This window comes from Neisseria flavescens (assembly GCF_005221285.1).
GTDB lineage: Bacteria > Pseudomonadota > Gammaproteobacteria > Burkholderiales > Neisseriaceae > Neisseria > Neisseria flavescens.
The window spans coordinates 1,871,371-1,891,458 of the sequence record NZ_CP039886.1 but is presented as its reverse complement, the minus strand read 5'-3'; the positions used below and the strand labels follow the sequence as shown (position 1 = coordinate 1,891,458).

Below are 20,088 nucleotides of genomic sequence, written 5' to 3'. Positions count from 1 at the left end.
GTATTTCCCCGTATCCGTTCAGACGGCCTTATCTCATTTAAAGCATTCTGAAACCGACTGAAAATCCTGTTAAAATCCAATCATTCACCTCATAACGAATAATAAACAACACTATCATGAAAACTCCGCCGCTCAAACCTCTAATCATTGCCTCCCTGCCCGTCTTCGCCAGCGTGTTCATCGCCGCCACCCTCGTTTGGTACTTCGACACGCCCAAACTGGTTATGCCCTTCGTACTCGGCATTATTGCCGGCGGTTTGGTCGACTTGGACAACCGCCTCACAGGCCGTCTGAAAAACATCGTCATCACCGTTGCCCTGTTTACCCTCTCCTCATTGCTTGCCCAAAGCACCATCGGCACAGGCGTTCCCTTCATCTTGGCCATGACCCTGATGACTTTCGGCTTCACCATCCTCGGCACCGTCGGCCTCAAATACCGCACCTTCGCTTTCGGTACGCTCGCCGTCGCCACCTACACCACGCTGACCTACACCCCCGATACCTACTGGCTGACCAACCCCATCATGATTCTGCTGGGTACTGTCCTATACAGCGTCAACATCCTGATCTTCCAAATCATCCTGCCCCACCGCCCCGTCCAAGAAACCGTCGCCAATGCCTACGACGCACTCAGCAACTACTTCGATGCCAAAGCCGACTTTTTCGACCCCGACGAAGCCGCATGGTTGGGCAACCGCCAAATCGACTTGGCCATGAGCAACACCGGTGTGATTACCGCCTTCAACCAATGCCGCGGCGCACTTTTCTACCGATTGCGCGGCCAACACCGCCATCCGCGTACCGCCAAAATGCTGCGCTACTACCTCTGTGCGCAAGACATGCACGAACGCATCAGCTCCGCCCACGTCGATTACAGCGAAATGGCCGAACAACTCAAAAACACCGACCTCATCTTCCGCATCCGCCGCCTGCTCGAAATGCAAGGCCAGGCGTGCCGCAACGTTGCCGCCTCCCTGCGCAACAACAAACCCTACGCATACAGCAAACGCCTCGGCCGCGCCATGGAAGGCTGCCGCCAATCCCTCAGCCATTTTACCGAGACCCATGCCGACAATGCCAACCTCCACAATATCCGCCGCCTGCTCGACAACCTCAGCAGCGTCGATTACCAACTGCGGCAACTGCAAAACGATGCGTCCCTTGCCGAAAACGACAACGCTAACACCCGCATCGCCGCCCTTGAAAACACCAAGTTCCGCAATATCGGCGAAACTGTCCTCAGCCAGATCAATTTCGACTCCGGCGTCTTCCGCCATGCCACCCGCCTCTCCATCGTCGTAGCCACGGCCTGCATCATTGTCGAAATCCTTCATCTCAATCTCGGCTACTGGATTCTGCTGACCGCCCTTTTCGTCTGCCAACCCAACTACACCGCCACCAAAAGCCGCGTGTACCAACGCATTGCCGGTACGATTCTCGGCGTGATTGTCGGTTCGCTCGTTCCCTACTTCACCCCGTCCGTTGAAACCAAGCTCTGGATTGTCATCGCCAGCACCACCCTGTTCTTCATGACCCGAAGCTACAAATACAGCTTCTCCACCTTCTTCATCACCATCCAAGCCCTGACCAGCCTCTCGCTTGCCGGTTTGGACGTGTACCACGCCATGCCCATCCGCATCATCGACACCATCGTCGGTTCCGTTATCGCATGGGCCGCCGCCACCTACCTCTGGCCCGATTGGCGTTACCTCACCCTCAGCCACACCGCCGCCCAAACCATCACTGCCAACGGCCGTTATCTCGATGCTATCCTCGACCAGCTGCAAAGCGGCAGCCGCGACGATTTCGACTACCGCCTCACCCGCCGCCAAGCCCACGAAAGCACCGCCGCCCTCAGCAGCACCCTGTCCGACATGAGCAGCAACCCGAAAAAATACCAAGACCGCCTGCAAGACGGTTTTACCCTGCTCAAAACCAGCTATGCGCTAACCGGCCACATTTCTGCACTCGGCGCATACCGCGACCAAGTCCAAATCGACGGCAACGACGGCTTTGCGCCCTATGCCAAGCTGACCCACCACATCGCCGAGTTGCTGACCCAAATGCCCCAAACCGACCCCGAGGCTTTTGAAACGGCCATGACCCAAATCCGTCAGGAATTTGCCGAGCTTGAACAAAACACACAAGCGCAGCAAGACCATATCCTCAAACACCAGCTCGACCTGATCATCCGCCAGCTTACCCCGTGCTATCAGGCATTGCACCGACAAGCCGACGTAGAGGCCGTCTGAAAAGAGCCGGACGCTTTCCAGCCTGTTTAGCAACAAGTCTGCCAATCATCGGCGTTGAATCCAGCTAAACACTTCCTCGAATAAAAACCAAAACAAAAGGCCGTCTGAAACCTGATTTCCAGATTTCAGACGGCCTTTATTTTTAACAATAGATTTTAAAACCGATTATGCGCCGCGTTTTTCCAAAGCAGCAACAGCAGGCAACTCTTTGCCTTCCAAGAACTCAAGGAACGCGCCGCCGCCGGTAGAGATGTAGCTGATTTGATTGGTTACGCCGAATTTGGCAATCGCCGCCAAAGTGTCGCCGCCGCCGGCAATCGAGAACGCATCGCTTTGGGCAATCGCTTCGGCCAATACTTTGGTACCGCCGGCAAATTGGTCAAACTCAAACACGCCGACCGGGCCGTTCCATACGACCGTACCGGCAGCTTTGAGCAAATCGGCCAAAGCAGCGGCGGATTTCGGGCCAATGTCCAAAATCATGTCGTCTTCGGCAACGTCGGCAATGTCTTTCACCACAGCTTCCGCATCGGCGGCGAAGGCTTTAGCGACAACCACGTCGGTCGGCAGCGGAACAGAGCCGCCTTTTGCCGCCATTTTCGCCATGATTTTTTTGGATTCTTCCACCAAATCGTGTTCGGCCAAAGATTTGCCGATGGCTTTGCCTTCTGCCAACAGGAAGGTATTGGCAATGCCGCCGCCGACGATGAGTTGGTCTACTTTGTCAGCCAAAGATTCGAGGATGGTCAGTTTGGTGGACACTTTGCTGCCGGCAACGATGGCAACCATCGGATGAGCCGGTTGTTTCAGGGCTTTGCCCAAAGCGTCAAGTTCACCCGCCATCAACACGCCGGCGCAGGCAACCGGTGCGGCTTGGGCAACGGCTTCAGTCGAAGCTTGAGCGCGGTGGGCGGTACCGAATGCGTCGTTGACGAACACGTCGCACAAAGAAGCGTAGGCTTTGCCCAGATCCAAGTCGTTTTTCTTCTCGCCTTTGTTGATGCGCACGTTTTGCAGCATCACCACATCACCAGCGTTCAAGGTCGGTTTGTTTTCACGCCAGTCGTTCAATACTTTCACGTCTTTGCCCAACAGTTTGCCCAAATGCGTAGCAACAGGCGCTACATCGTCTTCAGGATGGAATTCGCCTTCGGTCGGACGGCCAAGGTGGGTCATCACAATTACAGACGCGCCGTTGTCCAAGCAGTATTTGATGGATGCGAGCGAAGCGCGGATACGGGTGTCGTCGCTGATGTTGCCGTCTTTGAACGGTACGTTCATATCGGCGCGGATCAGAACGGTTTTGCCTTGAACATTTTGTTCGGTCAGTTTCAAAAATGCCATGATGATTCCTTTGTGATGGTTGGAAATGGGAATGTTTGGGATTATCCGCGAATGAGGGGCGACGGTAAAGATTGGCAACGGCCGCGCTTGATGTGAATCAGCAGATAAAGCCCGGGTCGTCTGAAACATTCGGCCAATCTTTCAGATTTTCCGCTATACTTTGGCGATTGATTTTCATTTTACGGATTAAACCATGTTACGCCGAATTGCTTTAATGCTTGCCTTCGCGCTGCCTGCCGCCTCATGGGCGCAGACGCTTTCTGAAACCCTGCCCAACGGTCTGAAAATCATCGTCAAAGAAGACCACCGCGCGCCTGTGGCCGTTTCGCAGATTTGGTACAAAATCGGCAGCGTGGATGAAAAACCAGGCAAAAGCGGCCTGAGCCACGCTTTGGAACACATGATGTTTAAAGGCACGAAAGACGTTCCCTCCGGCGAGTTCAACCGCCGCGTGTCCGAGCTGGGCGGACAAAACAATGCCTACACCAGCCGCAATGAAACGGTGTATTACGAAAACGTCGCCGCCGCCAACCTGCCCGAGATTCTGAAGCTCGAAGCCGACCGCATGCACAACCTCAACTTCAGCGACAAAGAATTCCTCAACGAGATGAACGTCATCCGTGAAGAACGCCGCCAGCGCACGGAAGACACGGTCGACGGCAAAATGTGGGAACAAGCCTATCTTGCAGCCTTTACCCAACCGTCCATGCGCGCCTCCGTCATCGGCTACATGAAAGATTTGCACACCCTAAAAGCCGACGACCTGCGCGCATGGTACAAACAGTATTACGCGCCTAACAATGCCGTATTGGTCATTGTCGGCGATGTCGATGCCAAACAAACGCTTCAGACGGCCGCCAAACTCTTTGGCGATATTCCGGCCAAAGCCCGTCCGCCGCGCAACAAACTCCATACCGAACCCTATTTGCGCAAGCCTGTTACAGTCAAAGCCACTTCTCCGGTCACACACCAGCCGCTGATTGCCATCAACTTCCGTGTGCCGAAACTCCAAAAATTCGACGACGCAATGCCTTTTGCCCTCGACGTCCTCTCCGATATTTTGGCAGGCAACGCGTCCAGCCGTTTTGATAAAAACCTCGTGCGCGGCAAGCAAACCGCATTGAGCGCAGGAACGCATTACGACATCATCAGCCGTGAAATGCCGCTGTTCAGCGTAATCGCCATGCCTGCCGAAGGCGTGAAAACCGATACCCTGATTGCCCAGCTGCGCCAAGAAATCAAAGACATTGCCGACAACGGCGTTTCCGAAGAAGAATTGCAGCGCGTCAAAACCCAAGCAGCGGTCAGCGAAATCTACGCCAAAGACTCCATGTCTTCCCAAGCCTCCATGATGGGCCGCCTCGAAGCACGCGGTTTCCAATATACCGACGAACAAGAAATCCACCGCCGCTTACAGGCAGTCAGCGCACAAGAAGTACAGGCCGCCGCCCGAATGTTGACCGACGATCGCATGAGTACCGTCATCATCGAGCCGCAAAAACCTGCCGCCGCGCCAAGCAAAAAAACTGCCAAACACCGATAAACATCCGGCCGTCTGAAAGCCCACACCCTTTCAGACGGCCTTAACAGAAAGCCACAACATGAAACCCACCCTGTTCGCCCTTGCCCTACTCCTGCCCTTAAGCGTCCAAGCTGCCACCGACATCCAACGCTGGCGTAACCGCGACGGCACCCAAATCCTCCTTGTCGAACGCCACGAAAACCCCATCATCGACCTTGAAGTCAGCTTCAAGGGCGCAGGCAGCGTCGCCAATCCGGACGGCAAAAGCCAAGTTGCCGAATTTACCGCCGCCCTCCTGACCGACGGCACCCAAGAGCTGGACGAAGAAGCCTTCAATGCCGAAGCCGACAACATCGGCGCGCACATCAGCAGCGACAGCAATGCCGAAAGCGCATCCGCAGGCTTCCGCAGCCTCAGCAAAGCCGACATCCGCGACAAAGCCGCCAACTTGCTCAACCACTCGCTGACCCGTCCGCGCTTTGACGAAGCCGTTTTCCGCCGCCGTCAAATCCAATCCATTACCGGCTTGCAACAACAGGAAACCACCCCCGACTACACCGCCACGCGCGAACTGACCAAGCTCATCTACCCGAACCACCCCTACGGCAGCGGCGCAAACGTAACCGTTGACAGCCTCAAACGCGTTAGTCTGGACGACATCCGCGCCTTCCACCGCACCCACTACGGCAAAGACAACGCCATCGTCGCCATCGTCGGCGACCTCAACCGCAAACAGGCAGAGCAACTGGTCGAACGCGTCCTCAAAGACCTGCCGGCCAAAGCCACCGCAACCCACGCCATCCCGCCCGTTCCCAAACAAACCGCCCAACGCCGCGACATTCCCTTTGCCGGCACACAGGCACAAATCCTGCTCGGCACCTCCCTCTTCAAACGCCATGACCCCGACTATTACGCCCTCGTTGCCGGCAACTACATCCTCGGCGGCGGCGGTTTCGACAGCCGCCTCATGAAAGTTTTGCGCGATCAACACGGCTACACCTACGGCGTATACAGCAGCCTCGCCCCGGCAACAGAAGAAGGCACGTTTGCCGTTTCCTACTCCACCCAAAAGAAAAACACCAAAGCCTCACTGGCCGACACCCAAGCCGTCATCGAGCAGTTTATCGCCGAAGGCCCGACCGAAGCCGAGCTGAAACAGGCCAAAGCCAACATCGTCGGCGGCTTCCCCCTGCGCTACGACTCCAACGACAAACTGCTCAACTACCTGAGCCTGATCGGCCTCTACGACCTGCCCAACGACTACTTGGAAGTCTACCCCAAAGCCATCAACAGCCTGACCGTCGAACAAGTCCGCGACGCATGGCAACGCCGCGTCAAATTCAAAGACCTCAACACCGTCGTTGTCGGTGCAGAATAAAACGCTTTAAAACAACAAGGCCGTCTGAAAGATTTTTCAGACGGCCTGTTATCATTCTGTCGGTTTGTTGATCTTGTCATCAGAGGCAACTTTAATCAATAAAATATCGGTCACAATCAGCTGTTGTTGTACATTTATAATGAAAGCAAAGACATCATAAATAGCATCTCTATTACTGAAACCGACAAATAAAAAGGCCGTCTGAAACCTTGAAACAGGTTTCAGACGGCCTTTTTTAACCGGTTTATTGCTTATTCAACCGTTACCGATTTAGCCAAATTGCGCGGTTTGTCCACGTCTGTACCGCGTGCGAGGGCGGCGTGGTAAGACAGGAGCTGCACAGGGATGGTGTGCACAATCGGCGAGAGTACGCCGACGTGGCGCGGGGCGCGGATGACGTGCACGCCGTCGGTGGCGTTGAAATTGCTGTCCAAATCGGCGAAGACGAAGAGTTCGCCGCCGCGTGCGCCGACTTCCTGCATATTGGCTTTTACTTTGTCCAACAGGCTGTCGTTCGGGGCAATCACGACAACAGGCATGTTCTCGTCCACCAAAGCCAACGGGCCGTGTTTCAACTCACCCGCAGGATAAGCTTCGGCGTGGATATAGGTAATCTCTTTCAGCTTCAATGCGCCTTCAAGGGCGATTGGGAAGTGGATGCCGCGACCCAAGAAGAGTGCGCTGGTTTTCTTGGCAAATTTTTGCGCCCAAGCGGCGATTTGCGGCTCAAGATTGAGAACGTGCTGAATGCTGCCGGGCAGTTGGCGCAGCTCTTCGACGTATTCGCGCGCTTTTTCGGCGGAAACCAAACCGCGCTGTTTGCCCAGCGTTACCGCCAAGCCAAACAAAACAACCAGTTGCGTGGTGAACGCTTTGGTTGAGGCGACGCCGATTTCTGCACCGGCGCGTGTGTACAGTACCAATTCGCTTTCGCGCGGCAGGGCGGATTCCATGACGTTACAAATAGACAGGCTGTGTTTGTGTCCCAAGGATTGCGCGTATTTCAGGGCTTCCATCGTGTCCAATGTTTCGCCGGATTGGGAGATGGTGATGACCAATTGCTTTGGATCGGCAATCACGTCGCGGTAGCGGTATTCGCTGGCGATTTCGACGTCGGTCGGCATTTTGGCGATGGATTCGAGCCAGTATTTGGCGGTCAGCGCAGCGTAGTAGGACGTGCCGCAGGCGAGGATTTTGATGCTGCGGATGCCGTCGAACACTTCGCGTGCATTCGCGCCGAAGTTTTCAGGTTCGAAACCGCCGTCAAGGAAGACTTCGGCGGTATCGGCGATGGCGCGCGGTTGTTCGTGGATTTCTTTCTGCATGAAGTGGCTGTATGGACCCAATTCCAGCGACGCGAGCGACAGTTCGGATACTTTGACGGTACGTTGGGTTTCAGCACCGGTTTTGTCAATGAGTTTGTCGATGCCGTTTGCGCTTAGAAGGGCAATGTCGCCGTCTTCCAAATAGGCGATGCGGCGGGTGAAGGCGATGACGGCGGATACATCGGAGGCGATGAAGGTTTCTTGATCGCCCAATGCCACCAGCAGCGGGCAGCCCATACGCGCAACCACCATTTCTTCGGGTTTGTCCTGCGCCATTACGGCGATGGCGTATGCGCCGTGGAAACGGGCAGTCGCAGCTTGGACGGCTTCAAACAGTTTACCGCCGTTTTGTGTGTATTCGTGGTTGACGCTGTGGGCGATGACTTCGGTATCGGTTTGCGATTCGAAGGTGTAACCCAACGCTTTCAGACATTCGCGTTCTGCTTCAAAGTTTTCGATAATGCCGTTGTGGACAACCGCGATCATGCCGCCGGAAATGTGGGGGTGGGCGTTAGGCTCGGTTACACCGCCGTGGGTTGCCCAACGGGTATGGCCGATGCCGATATGGCCGAACACGCCTTTTTCGCGTGCCGCATCTTCCATCAGCTGCACACGGCCGACACGGCGGACGCGTTTGATTTTGCCGTCTGTATTCACGGCGATACCCGACGAATCGTAGCCTCGGTATTCAAGGCGTTTGAGACCGTCGGTCAGAAAATCGACTACATTGTGATTGGCGCGAATAGCACCTACGATACCGCACATATAAGTTCCTTAGTATCAAAAGTTTGAGAAAATGACTGCTGCTCCGGCTCCCGAAAGCGGCAGTCGGAAAACGCCGTTTTATATTCATTGAAACGGTAAATCTAGGTTTCAGACGGCCTGTTGTTTCTCAAGGCCGTCTGAAAACAAATAAAAGATCAACCTTACTTCTTATCGCCTTTTTCCGGACGCACCCAGCCTTCGATGACGGTTTGGCGGGAGCGGGCGAGAACAAGTTTGCCGTCTTCGCAATTGCGGGTAATCGCGCTGCCCGCGCCTGTCGTCACTTTGTTGCCGAGGGTGACAGGGGCAACCAGTACGCAGTTTGAACCGATGCGCACTTCGTCTCCGATAATGGTTTTGTGTTTGTTCACGCCGTCGTAGTTGGCAATAATCGTACCGGCGCCGAAGTTGGTTTTGCTGCCAATCTCGGCATCACCGATGTAGGTGAGGTGGTTGGCTTTGGTGCCGTTGCCGATGGTGGCGTTTTTGACTTCGACGAAGTTGCCGATGTGTACTTCATCGGCCAGTTTGGCTTGCGGACGCAAACGGGCGTATGGGCCGATTTGGTTGTTTTCACCGACTTCGCAACCTTCAAAATGGGAGAATGGGGCGATTTTGGTGTTGGCACCGATTTTGGCGTTTTTGATCACGCAATTGGCACCGATTTCGACGTTGTCGCCGAGTTCGACTTCGCCTTCAATCACGACGTTGACGTCAATCACGACATCTTGTCCGTGTTTCAGACGGCCTCGTAAATCGAAACGTGCCGGATCGCGCAGGGTTACGCCTGCTTTGAGCAATTCTTGCGCCTGTTCGGTTTGGAAAATACGCTCGAGTTCGGCCAGTTGGAGTTTGTTGTTCACGCCTGCGGCTAGATGGGAGGCACGGACTTGGACGGGATGAACTTTGATGCCGTCGGCAACGGCTTTGGCGATGAGGTCGGTCAGATAGTATTCGCCTTGGGCATTGTTGCTGGAAAGGCTGTTCAACCAAGCTTCGAGTTTGGCGTTGGGCAGAACCAAAATGCCGGTATTGATTTCTTTCACGGCTTTTTGGGCGGCATCGGCGTCTTTTTCTTCGACAATGGCGGTTACGCTGCCGTTGCTGTCGCGGATGATGCGGCCCAAACCTGTCGGGTCGTTGGGCACGTCGGTCAACAAGCCAACTTCGTCGCCTGCGGCTTCGAGCAGGGTTTCGAGGGTGGCTGCGTCAATCAGGGGGACGTCGCCGTACAACACCAGCGTGCGGCCTTCGGCAGACAGGTGCGGCAGGGCGGTTTTAACGGCGTGGCCGGTACCGAGCTGTTCGGTTTGTTCAACCCAAACGACATCGCGTTTGACGGTGTCCAAGACCTGCTCTTTGCCGTGGCCGATGACGACGCAGATGTTTTGGGGATTCAGGGAGGCGGCGGTGTCGATAACGCGCTCAACCATGGGAAGGCCGCCGATGCGGTGCAGCACTTTGGGCATTTTGGAGTACATGCGCGTGCCTTTGCCGGCGGCGAGGATGACGATATTTAAAGCTGTCTGAGCCATGATACGGTTTCCGTTGTCGTTGTTTGAGGCCGTCTGAAAAGTGGGGCAACAAGTGTTGATTGTTTTTCACTCCGTTTCAGACGGCCTTGGGGATATTGTTATTCGGTTGCTGGCTGTTGGTTGGCAAATTGCGGTTTTTGCCAGTGCTGGCCGCGTTCGCCGTGTTCAGCATGATCCGCTTGATTGGATTGGACGGCGCGGCGCTCTGGGCGGAACTGGTTGTAATTCATGTTTTTAGAATAAGTACCGTCCTGATAAACGATAGGCGTGCCGGTAGCATATTTTTGTCGTACGGCGGTACGGCCGGATTCGTTGGTGTAGGTTTCCCAAGAGCAACCGGCCAAAACGGCAGCGGCGGTCAGAATTAAAGCGAGTTTACGCATGATGTTGTCCTTGTTTTAAGTGTTGGAAATACTGTGTATTGTACTGGTTTTTTAAAAATTTCATGGCAGGTTTTGTGCAAAATCAAGCAAGCCCTGCATATCTTTTGCTATGCCGTCGGCAAATGGCAACGGATGGGCTTTTTCGCCGTACCAAACGGTCTTCATGCCCAAGGCTTTGGCTTGGTGCAGATTGTCGGCGCTGTCGTCCACCATAATGCACTGTTCGGGTTTGACACCCAACAGGCGGCAGACGTTGAGATAGGCTTGTGGATTAGGCTTGTAGAGCAGGCCGAAGTCGTCCGTGCCGAACAAGCCGTCAAAATGCGCTTCCAAGCCCAACGCCTCAACCAATGCGCGGACATAAAACGAAGGCCCGTTGGAAAATACGGCTTTTCGCCCTTTCAGACGGCCTAAAACATCATCAGTTCCATCCATACCCTCCACCTTTGCCAAAATTTGCTTAAGCGGGTGACTTTCACGCAAAAACTCATCGATATCGACTTCGGGATGGTGGATTTGCAAACCGGCAAGCGTCGCGCCGTATCGGTGCCAATAATCTTGGCGCAGGTGGGAGGCGGCTTCTTCGGAAAGTTTCAGACGGCCTGCCATGTATTCGGTCATGGCGCGGTTGATGATGTAGAAAATGCCGGCTTCGGCATTGTGCAAAGTATTGTCGAGGTCAAACAGCCAAACGGGAGAATGATTCATATCGTGCCTTGATATGCAGATTTTGTTATGATATTTCGTATTTTACCCGTACAAAGGAAAGAGAATGAAACTGAAATTGTCCGCCGTGGCCCTGTTGCTGGCTTCGGCAAACCTGTACGCCCAAACCGAAGTGCGTTTGGCCGTTCACAAATCCTTCAGCCTGCCCCAATCCGTCATCGCGCAATTTGAAAAAGCCAACGATGCCAAAGTGTCCGTCATTAAGGCAGGCAGCGGCAACGAAATGCTCAACAAGCTGATTTTGAGCAAAGCCAACCCGATTGCCGATGCGGTTTACGGTTTGGACAACGCCAACATCGGCAAAGCCAAAGCTGCCGGCATCCTTGCCGCCAACCAACCCAAATCCGCACCCGTAACCGCCTCCCTGCCCGATGCACTGGCTGTCGATTACGCCTATGTCGCCATCAACTACGACAAAAAATGGTTTGAACAGAAAAAACTGCCCCTGCCGCAAACCCTGCAAGATTTGACCAAACCGGAATATAAAAACCTTCTAGTGACCCCGTCTCCCGCAACATCCTCGCCCGGCCTCTCCTTCCTCTTGGCCAACATCGGCGGCATGGGTGAAGAAGGCGCGTTCAAATGGTGGGCGCAAATGCGCCAAAACGGAGTGAAAGTCGCCAAAGGCTGGAGCGAAGCCTACTACACCGACTTCACCCAAAACGGCGGCGCTTATCCCCTCGTGGTCAGCTATGCCACCAGTCCGGCGGCCGAAGTCCACTACTCCAAAGGCAAATACAGCATGCCGCCCACCGGCAACCTCTTCCTCAAAGGCGGCACATTCCGCCAAGTTGAAGGCGCGGCAGTTTTGAAAGGCGCAAAACAGCCCGAGCTGGCGGCCAAACTGGTGAGCTGGCTGCAAAGCGGCGAAGTGCAAAAAGCCCTGCCTGCTGAAATGTGGGTCTATCCGGCTGCCAAAAACACGCCGCTGCCCAAAGTATTCGAGTTTGCCCAAACCCCGAAACACAGCGATTCCCCCAACCGCGCCGACATCAACACCAAACAAAAACAATGGGTGAGCCGTTGGAGCAAAACCGTTTTACGTTAAGCTGAAAAAGATTTAAGAAAGATTAAAGGCCGTCTGAAAAACCAAATCATTAGTTTTTCAGACGGCCTTGTTTTATAATGACCTTTTAAACAACTTCACACGCACACACAATTATGAATTTCGATCTTCAAGCCCTCTCCTCCTTCTCCGGTTGGGAACAGCTCGCCCAAATTGGTATGTCTTTCGGCACGAACCTGCTGGCCGCCTTGGCCATCTTCTTTATCGGCCGCTGGGTCGCCACGCGCGTGGTGACACTGATGAAAGCCGCGCTGACTCGCGCCAAAGTCGATAAAACACTGGTCAGCTTCCTCGGCAACGTCGCCAATATCGGTTTGCTGATCCTCATCATCATCGCCGCATTGAGCAGATTGGGCGTTTCCACGACCTCTGTAACCGCCTTAATCGGCGGCGCGGGTTTGGCGGTGGCGTTGTCCCTGAAAGACCAGCTGTCCAATTTTGCCGCCGGCGCGCTGATTATCCTGTTCCGCCCGTTTAGGGTGGGCGATTTTATCCGCGTCAGCGGTTTTGAAGGATATGTCCGGGAGATTAAAATGGTGCAGACTTCTTTGCGGACGACCGACAACGAAGAAGTCGTCCTGCCCAACAGCGTGGTGATGGGCAACAGCATCGTCAACCGTTCCACCCTGCCGCTTTGCCGCGCCCAAGTGATAGTCGGCGTTGATTACAACTGCGATTTGAAAGTGGCGAAAGAGGCGGTGTTGAAAGCCGCCACCGAACACCCCTTGTGCGTTCAAAACGAAGAGTTACAGGCAGCCGCCTACATCACCGCCTTGGGCGACAATGCCATCGAAATCACATTATGGGCTTGGGCAAACGAAGCAGACCGCTGGACGCTGCAATGCGATTTGAACGAACAGGTGGTCGAAAACCTGCGCGAAGCCAACATCAACATCCCATTCCCACAATGTGATGTCCACCTCATTCAGCCGAAAGACTGATTTCAGCTTTCAGGCCGTCTGAAACCCGGCGGGTCAAACGCCCGCCCCATTCCTCCATTTCCATAAGGAGCCTCCATGTCCCATCTGCAAACCATCGCCGAACACCTGACCAGCCGCCGTCAAACCGTTACCTGCGCCGAGTCCTGCACCGGCGGCCTGCTTGCAGGTGCGCTGACCTCCCTCTCCGGCAGCTCGCAATGGTTTCATCAAAGCTTCGTCACATACAGCAACCAAGCCAAACAGGAGCGTCTCGGCGTCATGCCCGACACCTTGCTGAAACACGGCGCGGTCAGCCGCGAGACCGTCTATGAAATGGCACGCGGCGCAAAGGCCGTCGCGCAGGCAGATTACGCCTTGAGTATTTCCGGCATCGCCGGCCCAAGCGGCGGCAGCGCGGCCAAACCGGTCGGCACAGTCTGGTTCGGCCTGGCCACGCCCGAAGGTTCGTTTGAGCAAACCGCGCTATTCACAGGCGACCGCGAAGCAGTAAGGGCGCAAGCCGTCGAATACGCATTGGCTTTCTTGGCGGAACATTTGGTTTGATAGAAAAAACACAGGCCGTCTGAAATCTGGAAATCAGGTTTCAGACGGCCTTTTTATCTATTCAAACCATCGGCGGATTTATACGCCCAAAAGCTCTTTGCCGAGGAAGCTGCCTTTTTCGACACCCGGCAGCACGAAGAAATAGCCGCCGCCGAATGGGCTGATGTATTCTTCCAGCGGTTCGCCGTTGAGGAGGTTTTGCACGAAGATGAAACCGTCGGCAAGGTTTGCCTGATAGCAGACGAACACCAGCCCGACATCAAGTTGTCCGCTTGAGGCGAGTCCGCGCGAATAGTTGTAGGCGCGGCGGAAGAGGCGGTGTTTTTTGAGGAATTCGGGATCGCGCGGGTTTGCCAGGCGCATATGGCTGTCTTTGGGCGTGATATTGCCCTCGGGGTCTTTGGCAAAATCCGGTTGGTCGGCTTCTTTTTTGCCGTCCATCGGCGCGCCGCTGTATTTGCGCCGCCCGAAAATGTCGGTTTGTTCTTGAAGCGGCGTCCTGTCCCAAAACTCGACAAAGTGGCGGATAAGGCGGACTGCCTGATAGCTGCCGTTTTTCGCCCACTCCGGTTCGTCGAGGCTGTTGGCGGCCACACCCGACCACAAAACCTCGTCGGCGGTTTTGGGGTCGGAAACTTTGGGGTTGCCCGTACCGTCACGGAAGCCCAACAGGTTGCGCGCCGCCATCGCGCCGGGTTCGGATTTGGGCTGCCACCCGTCGATACTCCAACGGATAACGGCGGTTTGGGCGGTATGTTTGATGATGTCGCGCAGGGCGGCTTGGCAGGTTTCAGGGGTGAAGGCGCAGATTTGCAGGCTCAAATCGCCGTCGCACCAGCTTTTTTGCAGCTTGTCGTTGGGGAAGTCGCGCATTTCCTGCAAATGAACCGGTTTTTTGTCTTTGAGTCCGAACCGTCCGTCAAACAGGCTGTTGCCCACTCCCACGGTAACGGTCAATCCGTCGGGGTTGAAGGCTTTGCCCAAAATGCCGCTGCCGGCCGGCGGGAGTTTGTCGTCGCCGTCTTGGTATTCGCCGCCTTGGGTGAGAAACTCGATACGGGCGGTCAGCGTGCGGAACAGATTCTCCAGCTGCTTGGCGTTTTGCGCGGTAACATCAAAGGCGCACATAATGGAAAATGCCTGCTGCGGCGTAACGATACCTGCCTGATGTTTGCCGTAGCAGGGATAGGCTTGGGGCGAGTGTTGGTTTTCGGCGGTGCGTTCGGCGGTTTCGCCCTGTTTTTTACCGCCGAGATAACCTCCGATTGCGCCGACTGCTCCGGCGGCAAGGGCGGTTTTAAAGAGGGTGCGCCTGGCCGGTTGTGTCGGGTTGTTCGTACTCATGTTTTTATCCTTTGTTTAAACTCGGTATCCGATACGGCGGAACACGGGAAACGGAAACCTCCGCCTTTTCCAATACCTTTCCGGTTTTGCAGATAAAACTTCAGACGGCATCTGCCGCCAAATGCCGTCTGAACGCTCAAGGCTTATTTCAAGCCGAGTATGCCGCGAAGTTGGGCAAGGTCTTCGGCAAGCGCGTTAACGGGGGCTTGTAACGCTTTGCGGTCGGCCTCGCTCAGCTTGTCGTAGGTTTCAAAACCGTCTTTGGTGCGGTATTTCGCCAGAATTTCGTTGACCTGTTTGAAGTTGGTATCGGTTTTTTCCAACAGGGCTTTGTTTTTGGCCTCAATCAGCGGACGGAACAAATCGACGATTTTTTTAGATCCGTCCACATTGGCTTGGAAGTCGCTCAAATCGGTGTGGCTGTAACGGTCTTCTTCGCCGCTGATTTTACTGCCCGCCACTTCTTCAATCAGTTCGGACGCGCCGCCGACCACCTTACCCGGAGGGAATGCCAATGCGTCGATTTCTTTTTGCAGGGCTTCGACATCGGTCATCAGTTTCGCTGCAATTTCCTTCACGCCGGATACGTCTTTTTCTACCCAAAGGGCGTGTTCGATACGGTGGAAGCCGGTAAACCCGGCATCTTTCGCGCCGTCTTTGAAGTCGTCTTCACGCGCATCGATGACAGGGTCGAGTTCGCTGAAAAGCTCGGCAATCGGTTCGATGCGTTCGTAGTGGACGCGGGTGGCGGCAAACAGGGATTTCGCCTTTTCAATGTCGCCGGCTTTGACGGCTTCGGTAAAGGTTTTGGTTTTCGCCACCAGCTCTTTAACCTCGCCTTGAACGTAAGCTTTATAGTCGGCGAGCGGTTGGGACAGTTTTTCCAAATCCGCTTCGTTGGCAGTGTCTTTAAAGCCGCTGTCGGTAACCACCAGCTTGCCGCGCGGATTGGTCAAAAGACCGCAAGTCATTTCGTATTCGCCCGGCAACAGGGTTACGGTCATTTTGTCGGAAAGTCCGGGGGCGATGTTTTCACGCTCGTCCACCACCATCACGCCTTTCAAGATTTCCCATTCCAGCTTGCGGCCGCTGTCATTTTTGATGTTGAACACGACTTGGCCGCTGGGGACGGTCAATTCCATCGGTTCGCAGGCATTGTCGTTCACACCGATATTGACCGAACCGTCGGCATTGGCGGCAGCGGATGCGCCTGAAGCGGCAGGCGCGGCTTTTTCGGCTTCAGGCGGCTGACACGCGGTCAAACCCAAAGCCAGCATTACAGACAAAGCAGTCAGATTGAATTTTCTCATTTTACTTCCTTCTTATTTAGTTAACGTTTTTGCCGGCGCACTGCCGCGCAAAAACCAAATCATGACGGGAACCAGATACAGCAGCCAAATCAGGACTTCGCCTTCGGTCGGATGGTCGGTATAGCCGAAGAAACCGCCGAGCAGCACGCCTAAAGGGCTGTCTTCATGCAAATATTTCGATGTGTCGAAAGCAATGTCCTGCATCGCATTCCATACGCCTGCCTCATGCAGCGCACGAAACGAACCGGCCAGCAGACCGGCCGCCACCACAATCAAAAACGCGCCCGTCCAACGGAAAAACTTCGCCAAGTTCAGGCGCATACCGCCCTGATAAATCAGCGTACCGATGACAACCGCCGCCAACAGCCCCAATACCGCGCCTATCGGCATAGACCATGTCGGGCTTTGCTGGAACACGGCAAGCAGGAAAAACACGCTCTCCAAACCTTCGCGCGCCACGGCCAAAAACGCCATGCCGACCAAGGCCACCCCTGACCGCTGCCGTGGTTCAAGGCCGTCTGCACGGAGTCCTGAAGCTGCCGCTTCATCGACCGCGCCGCCTTTTTCATCCATAAAATCATATAAGTCAGCATCGCGACGGCAACTAGGCCGATGATGCCGACGACGAACTCCTGCTGCTTTTGGGGAATCTCGCCCGTTGCCGAATGGATGCCGTATCCGATACCCAAACACATCAAAGAAGCAAGGACGACCCCGAACCAGACCTTAGGCATCAGCTTGGAATGTCCGGACTGCTTCAAAAAACCGGCAACAATGCCGACGATCAGGGCGGCTTCGATGCCCTCGCGCAGCATAATCAATAAAGCAATCAGCATAAAAAACTCTAAAGTGAAACGTTTATTTGTTAACGCATTTATAACGCTTTATATTTGATAACGCAAATTATTTTCATTTTTTAATAACCCCATATTTATTAAGATTTTTTAAAATAAAATAACGAACGTAATCAATAAAAACTAAAAGGCCGTCTGAATTTTGTTTTTTCAGACGGCCTTAAAAACCTTAACTAATTGTAAAAAAACAATAAAAAAGTTTCACATTGTGAAATTCTCTATCGGTTATATTTTCAAAATTTATCAAAAATAAAAGCTTGATTTATAACAAGAATATAAAGCAACTTATCTCATATAGTTCAGACACTGCTGTCGCAACCAGCAACCCATTACATAACAAAGAAACCTCCTATGCCACGTTTGAAACTCCACCAAATCGTTCTGGCCTTGGCCGTTTCTGCCGCGTTGACCGCCTGCGGTGAGAAAACGGCACAAACTACTGAAACTCCTCAAGCTGCTTCTGCCGCGAGCGCTGCTGATGCTGCCGCAAGCACCGCCGCCGTTTCAGCCCCTCAAAATTCTGCCGATGTTTCTGACGAAGACAAAGCCCTGTTGGAACGCGCGCAAGCTACGTTCAAACCTTTGCCTGACGCAGCCGAAATGCAAAAAATCCGTCCGTTTACCGAAGAACAAGTCAAACTCGGCCAACAACTTTGGTACGAAAACCGCCTGTCCAAAGGCAACACCGTCAGCTGTAACTCTTGCCACAACTTGGCAACTGCCGGCGTAGACAACATGCCGACCAGCGCGGGTCATAAAAGCCAATTCGGCAGCCGTAACTCCCCAACTGCTCTGAATGCCTCCTTGTTGGGCAGCCAATTCTGGGACGGCCGTGCAGCCGATGTGGAAGAACAAGCCGGTGGCCCATTGCTCAACCCTGTTGAAATGGCCAACGCGACCGAAGCCGATGCCGCCGCAAAAATCGCCGGTATTCCTGAATACCAAGAGAAATTCAAAGCCGCATTCCCTGAAGACGGCGCGGTTTCCTTCAAAAACATCACCACCACATTGGGCACGTTTGAACGTACCCTGCTGACCCCAACCCGTTGGGACGACTACCTGAAAGGCAACGTATCTGCCCTGAGCGAACAAGAACGCAAAGGCGTACGCGCATTTATGGACAACGGCTGTATCGCTTGTCACAGCGGCGTCAACTTGGGCGGGGCGGTACCATGTTCCAAAAATTCGGTTTGGTGGATGGCCCTTACTGGAAACACATCGACGATCCTAAACACGACAAAGGCCGTGCGGACGTAACCAAGAAAGCCGAAGACGAATTCTTCTTCCGTGTTCCCGGCTTGAGAAACGTTGAACGTACCTATCCATACTTCCACAACGGCAGCGTTTGGGAATTGGATAAAGCCGTCAACATCATGGCAAAAGCTCAATTGGGTAAAACTCTGGCTCCGGAAGAAACTGAAAACATCGTTGCCTTCTTGAAAGCCCTCTCCGGCAATGTTCCTGAATCTGCCCGAACCATGCCTGAGCTGCCTGTATCCACCGATGTCAAATCCCAACCTGACAACAAATAAGGTTTAGCACAAAACAAAGGCCGTCTGAAAATCCGTTTCAGACGGCCTTTTTGTTGCCGGGCATATGGGCATCTTTGTTTCACGATTCCACACAATATGGTAATCTTGATCCGATTTTCACCATACATCCGAAAGGAACATCATGAGCCTGATTATTGAAGACTTGCAAGAAGGTCACGGCAAAGAAGCCGTCAAAGGCAAAGAAATCACCGTACATTACACCGGCTGGTTGGAAGACGGTACCAAATTCGACTCCAGCCTCGACCGCCGTCAACCGCTGACCATCACTCTGGGCGTCGGCCAAGTGATTAAAGGTTGGGACGAAGGCTTCGGCGGCATGAAAGAAGGCGGCAAACGCAAGCTGACCATTCCTTCCGAAATGGGCTACGGCGCACACGGTGCCGGCGGCGTGATTCCTCCGCACGCGACCTTGATTTTTGAAGTCGAGCTGCTGAAAGTGTACGAATAAGCATTTGACGCTTCAAAAGACCGAGGCCGTCTGAAACCCGAAGTTTGGTTTTTCAGACGGCCTGTTTTATCAAGATTCGGTATAATGCCCTCTTTTACAAGCAAACCATTTCCCAAGGATCCCCCATGCTTTTACCCGAACAAGTCAAAACCCTGATTGAAGGCGTTACCCCTTGCGAACACGTCGAAGTCGAAGGCGACGGCCATCACTTCTTCGCCGTAATCGTTTCCTCCTCATTTGAAGGCAAAGCCCGCCTCGCCCGCCACCGCCTGATTAAAGACGGCCTCAAACCGCAACTCGAAAGCAACGAATTGCACGCGCTGTCGATTTCCGTTGCCGCCACCCCGGCCGAATGGGCTGCCAAACAGGCTTAATTTGGAATCAAACAAAAGGCCGTCTGAAAACTTTTCAGACGGCCTTTTTCATACATATTGCCCACCCTACCATTTAACAGTTCGCATTAATTGCACAGGTTACGCTGGCTCTATGTCACATTCTGCTAGCGTTAATGTATCGATTAGTTCGCCATTTTTATTTATAAATTCCACTTCAAAAACAGCAGATGGCAATTCCTGAAGAACTTCGATTATTGTACCTATACTACCTTCAGGTACATTACTATTGGGCTGTTTTACTTTAAGCTTTACAACATCATTTAAATTCATTATTGGCACCTAATTTTACTAAAACGGTTGTCATTTTGGGAATTTCAGATCCAGGCACTAAAATCCAGCCTGTAGTTACAATGGCTGTTTTCCCATTAGGTCCAGTTAAACAGCGCAGGCAATCGATACAAACG

The 20,088-nt window shown here is 53.7% G+C and carries 16 protein-coding genes and 2 pseudogenes; 9 read left to right on the top strand and 9 right to left on the bottom strand.

Annotated elements, in window-relative coordinates; translation table 11 throughout:
* Window positions 1-116: 116 nt before the first annotated feature.
* The gene (gene yccS / locus FAH67_RS09685) at window positions 117-2,252 is read left to right on the top strand and encodes a YccS family putative transporter (protein ID WP_039864182.1); all 2,136 of its coding nucleotides are present in this window, start codon (window positions 117-119) and stop codon (window positions 2,250-2,252) included.
* A gap of 165 nt (window positions 2,253-2,417) precedes the next feature.
* Here yccS and FAH67_RS09680 read toward each other — a convergent pair whose 3' ends face one another.
* Window positions 2,418-3,596, bottom strand: coding sequence for a phosphoglycerate kinase (locus tag FAH67_RS09680; protein ID WP_003681224.1), 1,179 nt, complete (start codon window positions 3,594-3,596; stop codon window positions 2,418-2,420).
* 193 nt (window positions 3,597-3,789) lie between these two features.
* Between FAH67_RS09680 and FAH67_RS09675 the strand changes: the two genes are divergently transcribed.
* Both FAH67_RS09675 and FAH67_RS09670 read left to right on the top strand, forming a co-directional pair.
* On the top strand, window positions 3,790-5,139 hold the full coding sequence (locus tag FAH67_RS09675; protein WP_039864179.1) for a M16 family metallopeptidase: 1,350 nt from the start codon (window positions 3,790-3,792) through the stop codon (window positions 5,137-5,139).
* A 58-nt stretch (window positions 5,140-5,197) separates the two neighbouring features.
* Window positions 5,198-6,496, top strand: a complete 1,299-nt coding sequence (locus tag FAH67_RS09670) for a M16 family metallopeptidase (protein WP_003681220.1) — start codon at window positions 5,198-5,200, stop codon at window positions 6,494-6,496.
* A 251-nt stretch (window positions 6,497-6,747) separates the two neighbouring features.
* On the opposite strand, the gene glmS is transcribed toward FAH67_RS09670, so the two are convergent.
* From glmS to FAH67_RS09650, 4 genes are all read right to left on the bottom strand, one after another.
* Entirely contained in the window at window positions 6,748-8,586 is a 1,839-nt protein-coding gene (glmS, locus tag FAH67_RS09665) for a glutamine--fructose-6-phosphate transaminase (isomerizing) (protein WP_003681218.1), read from the bottom strand.
* A 161-nt stretch (window positions 8,587-8,747) separates the two neighbouring features.
* Window positions 8,748-10,121 carry a bifunctional UDP-N-acetylglucosamine diphosphorylase/glucosamine-1-phosphate N-acetyltransferase GlmU gene (glmU, locus tag FAH67_RS09660; protein ID WP_039864178.1) on the bottom strand — a complete coding sequence of 458 codons (1,374 nt, stop codon included), beginning with the start codon at window positions 10,119-10,121 and terminating at the stop codon, window positions 8,748-8,750.
* Between the two features lie 98 nt (window positions 10,122-10,219).
* The gene (locus FAH67_RS09655; RefSeq protein WP_003686634.1) at window positions 10,220-10,504 is read right to left on the bottom strand and encodes a membrane lipoprotein lipid attachment site-containing protein; all 285 of its coding nucleotides are present in this window, start codon (window positions 10,502-10,504) and stop codon (window positions 10,220-10,222) included.
* Window positions 10,505-10,564: 60 nt separating this feature from the next.
* Window positions 10,565-11,212, bottom strand: a complete 648-nt coding sequence (locus FAH67_RS09650; RefSeq protein ID WP_003681209.1) for a pyrimidine 5'-nucleotidase — start codon at window positions 11,210-11,212, stop codon at window positions 10,565-10,567.
* Between the two features lie 64 nt (window positions 11,213-11,276).
* On the opposite strand from FAH67_RS09650, the gene FAH67_RS09645 reads away from it, so the two are divergent.
* The 3 genes from FAH67_RS09645 (at window position 11,277) to FAH67_RS09635 (ending at window position 13,780) form a co-directional block, all read left to right on the top strand.
* Complete coding sequence (locus FAH67_RS09645) at window positions 11,277-12,278, top strand: thiamine ABC transporter substrate-binding protein (protein ID WP_003681207.1); 1,002 nt, start codon at window positions 11,277-11,279, stop codon at window positions 12,276-12,278.
* 113 nt (window positions 12,279-12,391) lie between these two features.
* A complete protein-coding gene (locus FAH67_RS09640; RefSeq protein WP_003681205.1) occupies window positions 12,392-13,237 on the top strand; it encodes a mechanosensitive ion channel family protein in 846 nt (281 codons plus the stop codon).
* A 75-nt stretch (window positions 13,238-13,312) separates the two neighbouring features.
* On the top strand, window positions 13,313-13,780 hold the full coding sequence (locus tag FAH67_RS09635) for a CinA family protein (RefSeq protein ID WP_003686660.1): 468 nt from the start codon (window positions 13,313-13,315) through the stop codon (window positions 13,778-13,780).
* 78 nt (window positions 13,781-13,858) lie between these two features.
* On the opposite strand, the gene efeB is transcribed toward FAH67_RS09635, so the two are convergent.
* From efeB to efeU, 3 genes and pseudogenes are all read right to left on the bottom strand, one after another.
* Complete coding sequence (efeB, locus tag FAH67_RS09630) at window positions 13,859-15,124, bottom strand: iron uptake transporter deferrochelatase/peroxidase subunit (RefSeq protein WP_003681200.1); 1,266 nt, start codon at window positions 15,122-15,124, stop codon at window positions 13,859-13,861.
* Between the two features lie 143 nt (window positions 15,125-15,267).
* A complete protein-coding gene (efeO, locus tag FAH67_RS09625; protein WP_003681196.1) occupies window positions 15,268-16,434 on the bottom strand; it encodes an iron uptake system protein EfeO in 1,167 nt (388 codons plus the stop codon).
* A gap of 12 nt (window positions 16,435-16,446) precedes the next feature.
* Window positions 16,447-17,270 (bottom strand): annotated as a pseudogene (gene efeU, locus FAH67_RS09620) (iron uptake transporter permease EfeU).
* Between the two features lie 369 nt (window positions 17,271-17,639).
* On the opposite strand from efeU, the pseudogene FAH67_RS09615 reads away from it, so the two are divergent.
* From FAH67_RS09615 to FAH67_RS09605, 3 genes and pseudogenes are all read left to right on the top strand, one after another.
* A pseudogene (locus FAH67_RS09615) lies at window positions 17,640-18,820 on the top strand (cytochrome-c peroxidase).
* Between the two features lie 139 nt (window positions 18,821-18,959).
* Window positions 18,960-19,289 carry an FKBP-type peptidyl-prolyl cis-trans isomerase gene (locus FAH67_RS09610; RefSeq protein WP_094192864.1) on the top strand — a complete coding sequence of 110 codons (330 nt, stop codon included), beginning with the start codon at window positions 18,960-18,962 and terminating at the stop codon, window positions 19,287-19,289.
* Window positions 19,290-19,414: 125 nt separating this feature from the next.
* Window positions 19,415-19,663: a BolA family protein gene (locus tag FAH67_RS09605; protein WP_003686612.1), complete on the top strand. Its 249-nt coding sequence runs from the start codon at window positions 19,415-19,417 to the stop codon at window positions 19,661-19,663.
* 99 nt (window positions 19,664-19,762) lie between these two features.
* Here the strand turns inward: FAH67_RS09605 and FAH67_RS09600 are convergent, their stop codons facing one another.
* Window positions 19,763-19,954 (bottom strand): DUF4926 domain-containing protein, encoded by a 192-nt coding sequence (locus tag FAH67_RS09600; protein ID WP_002242605.1) that lies wholly within the window; start codon window positions 19,952-19,954, stop codon window positions 19,763-19,765.
* Window positions 19,955-20,088 lie beyond the last annotated feature (134 nt).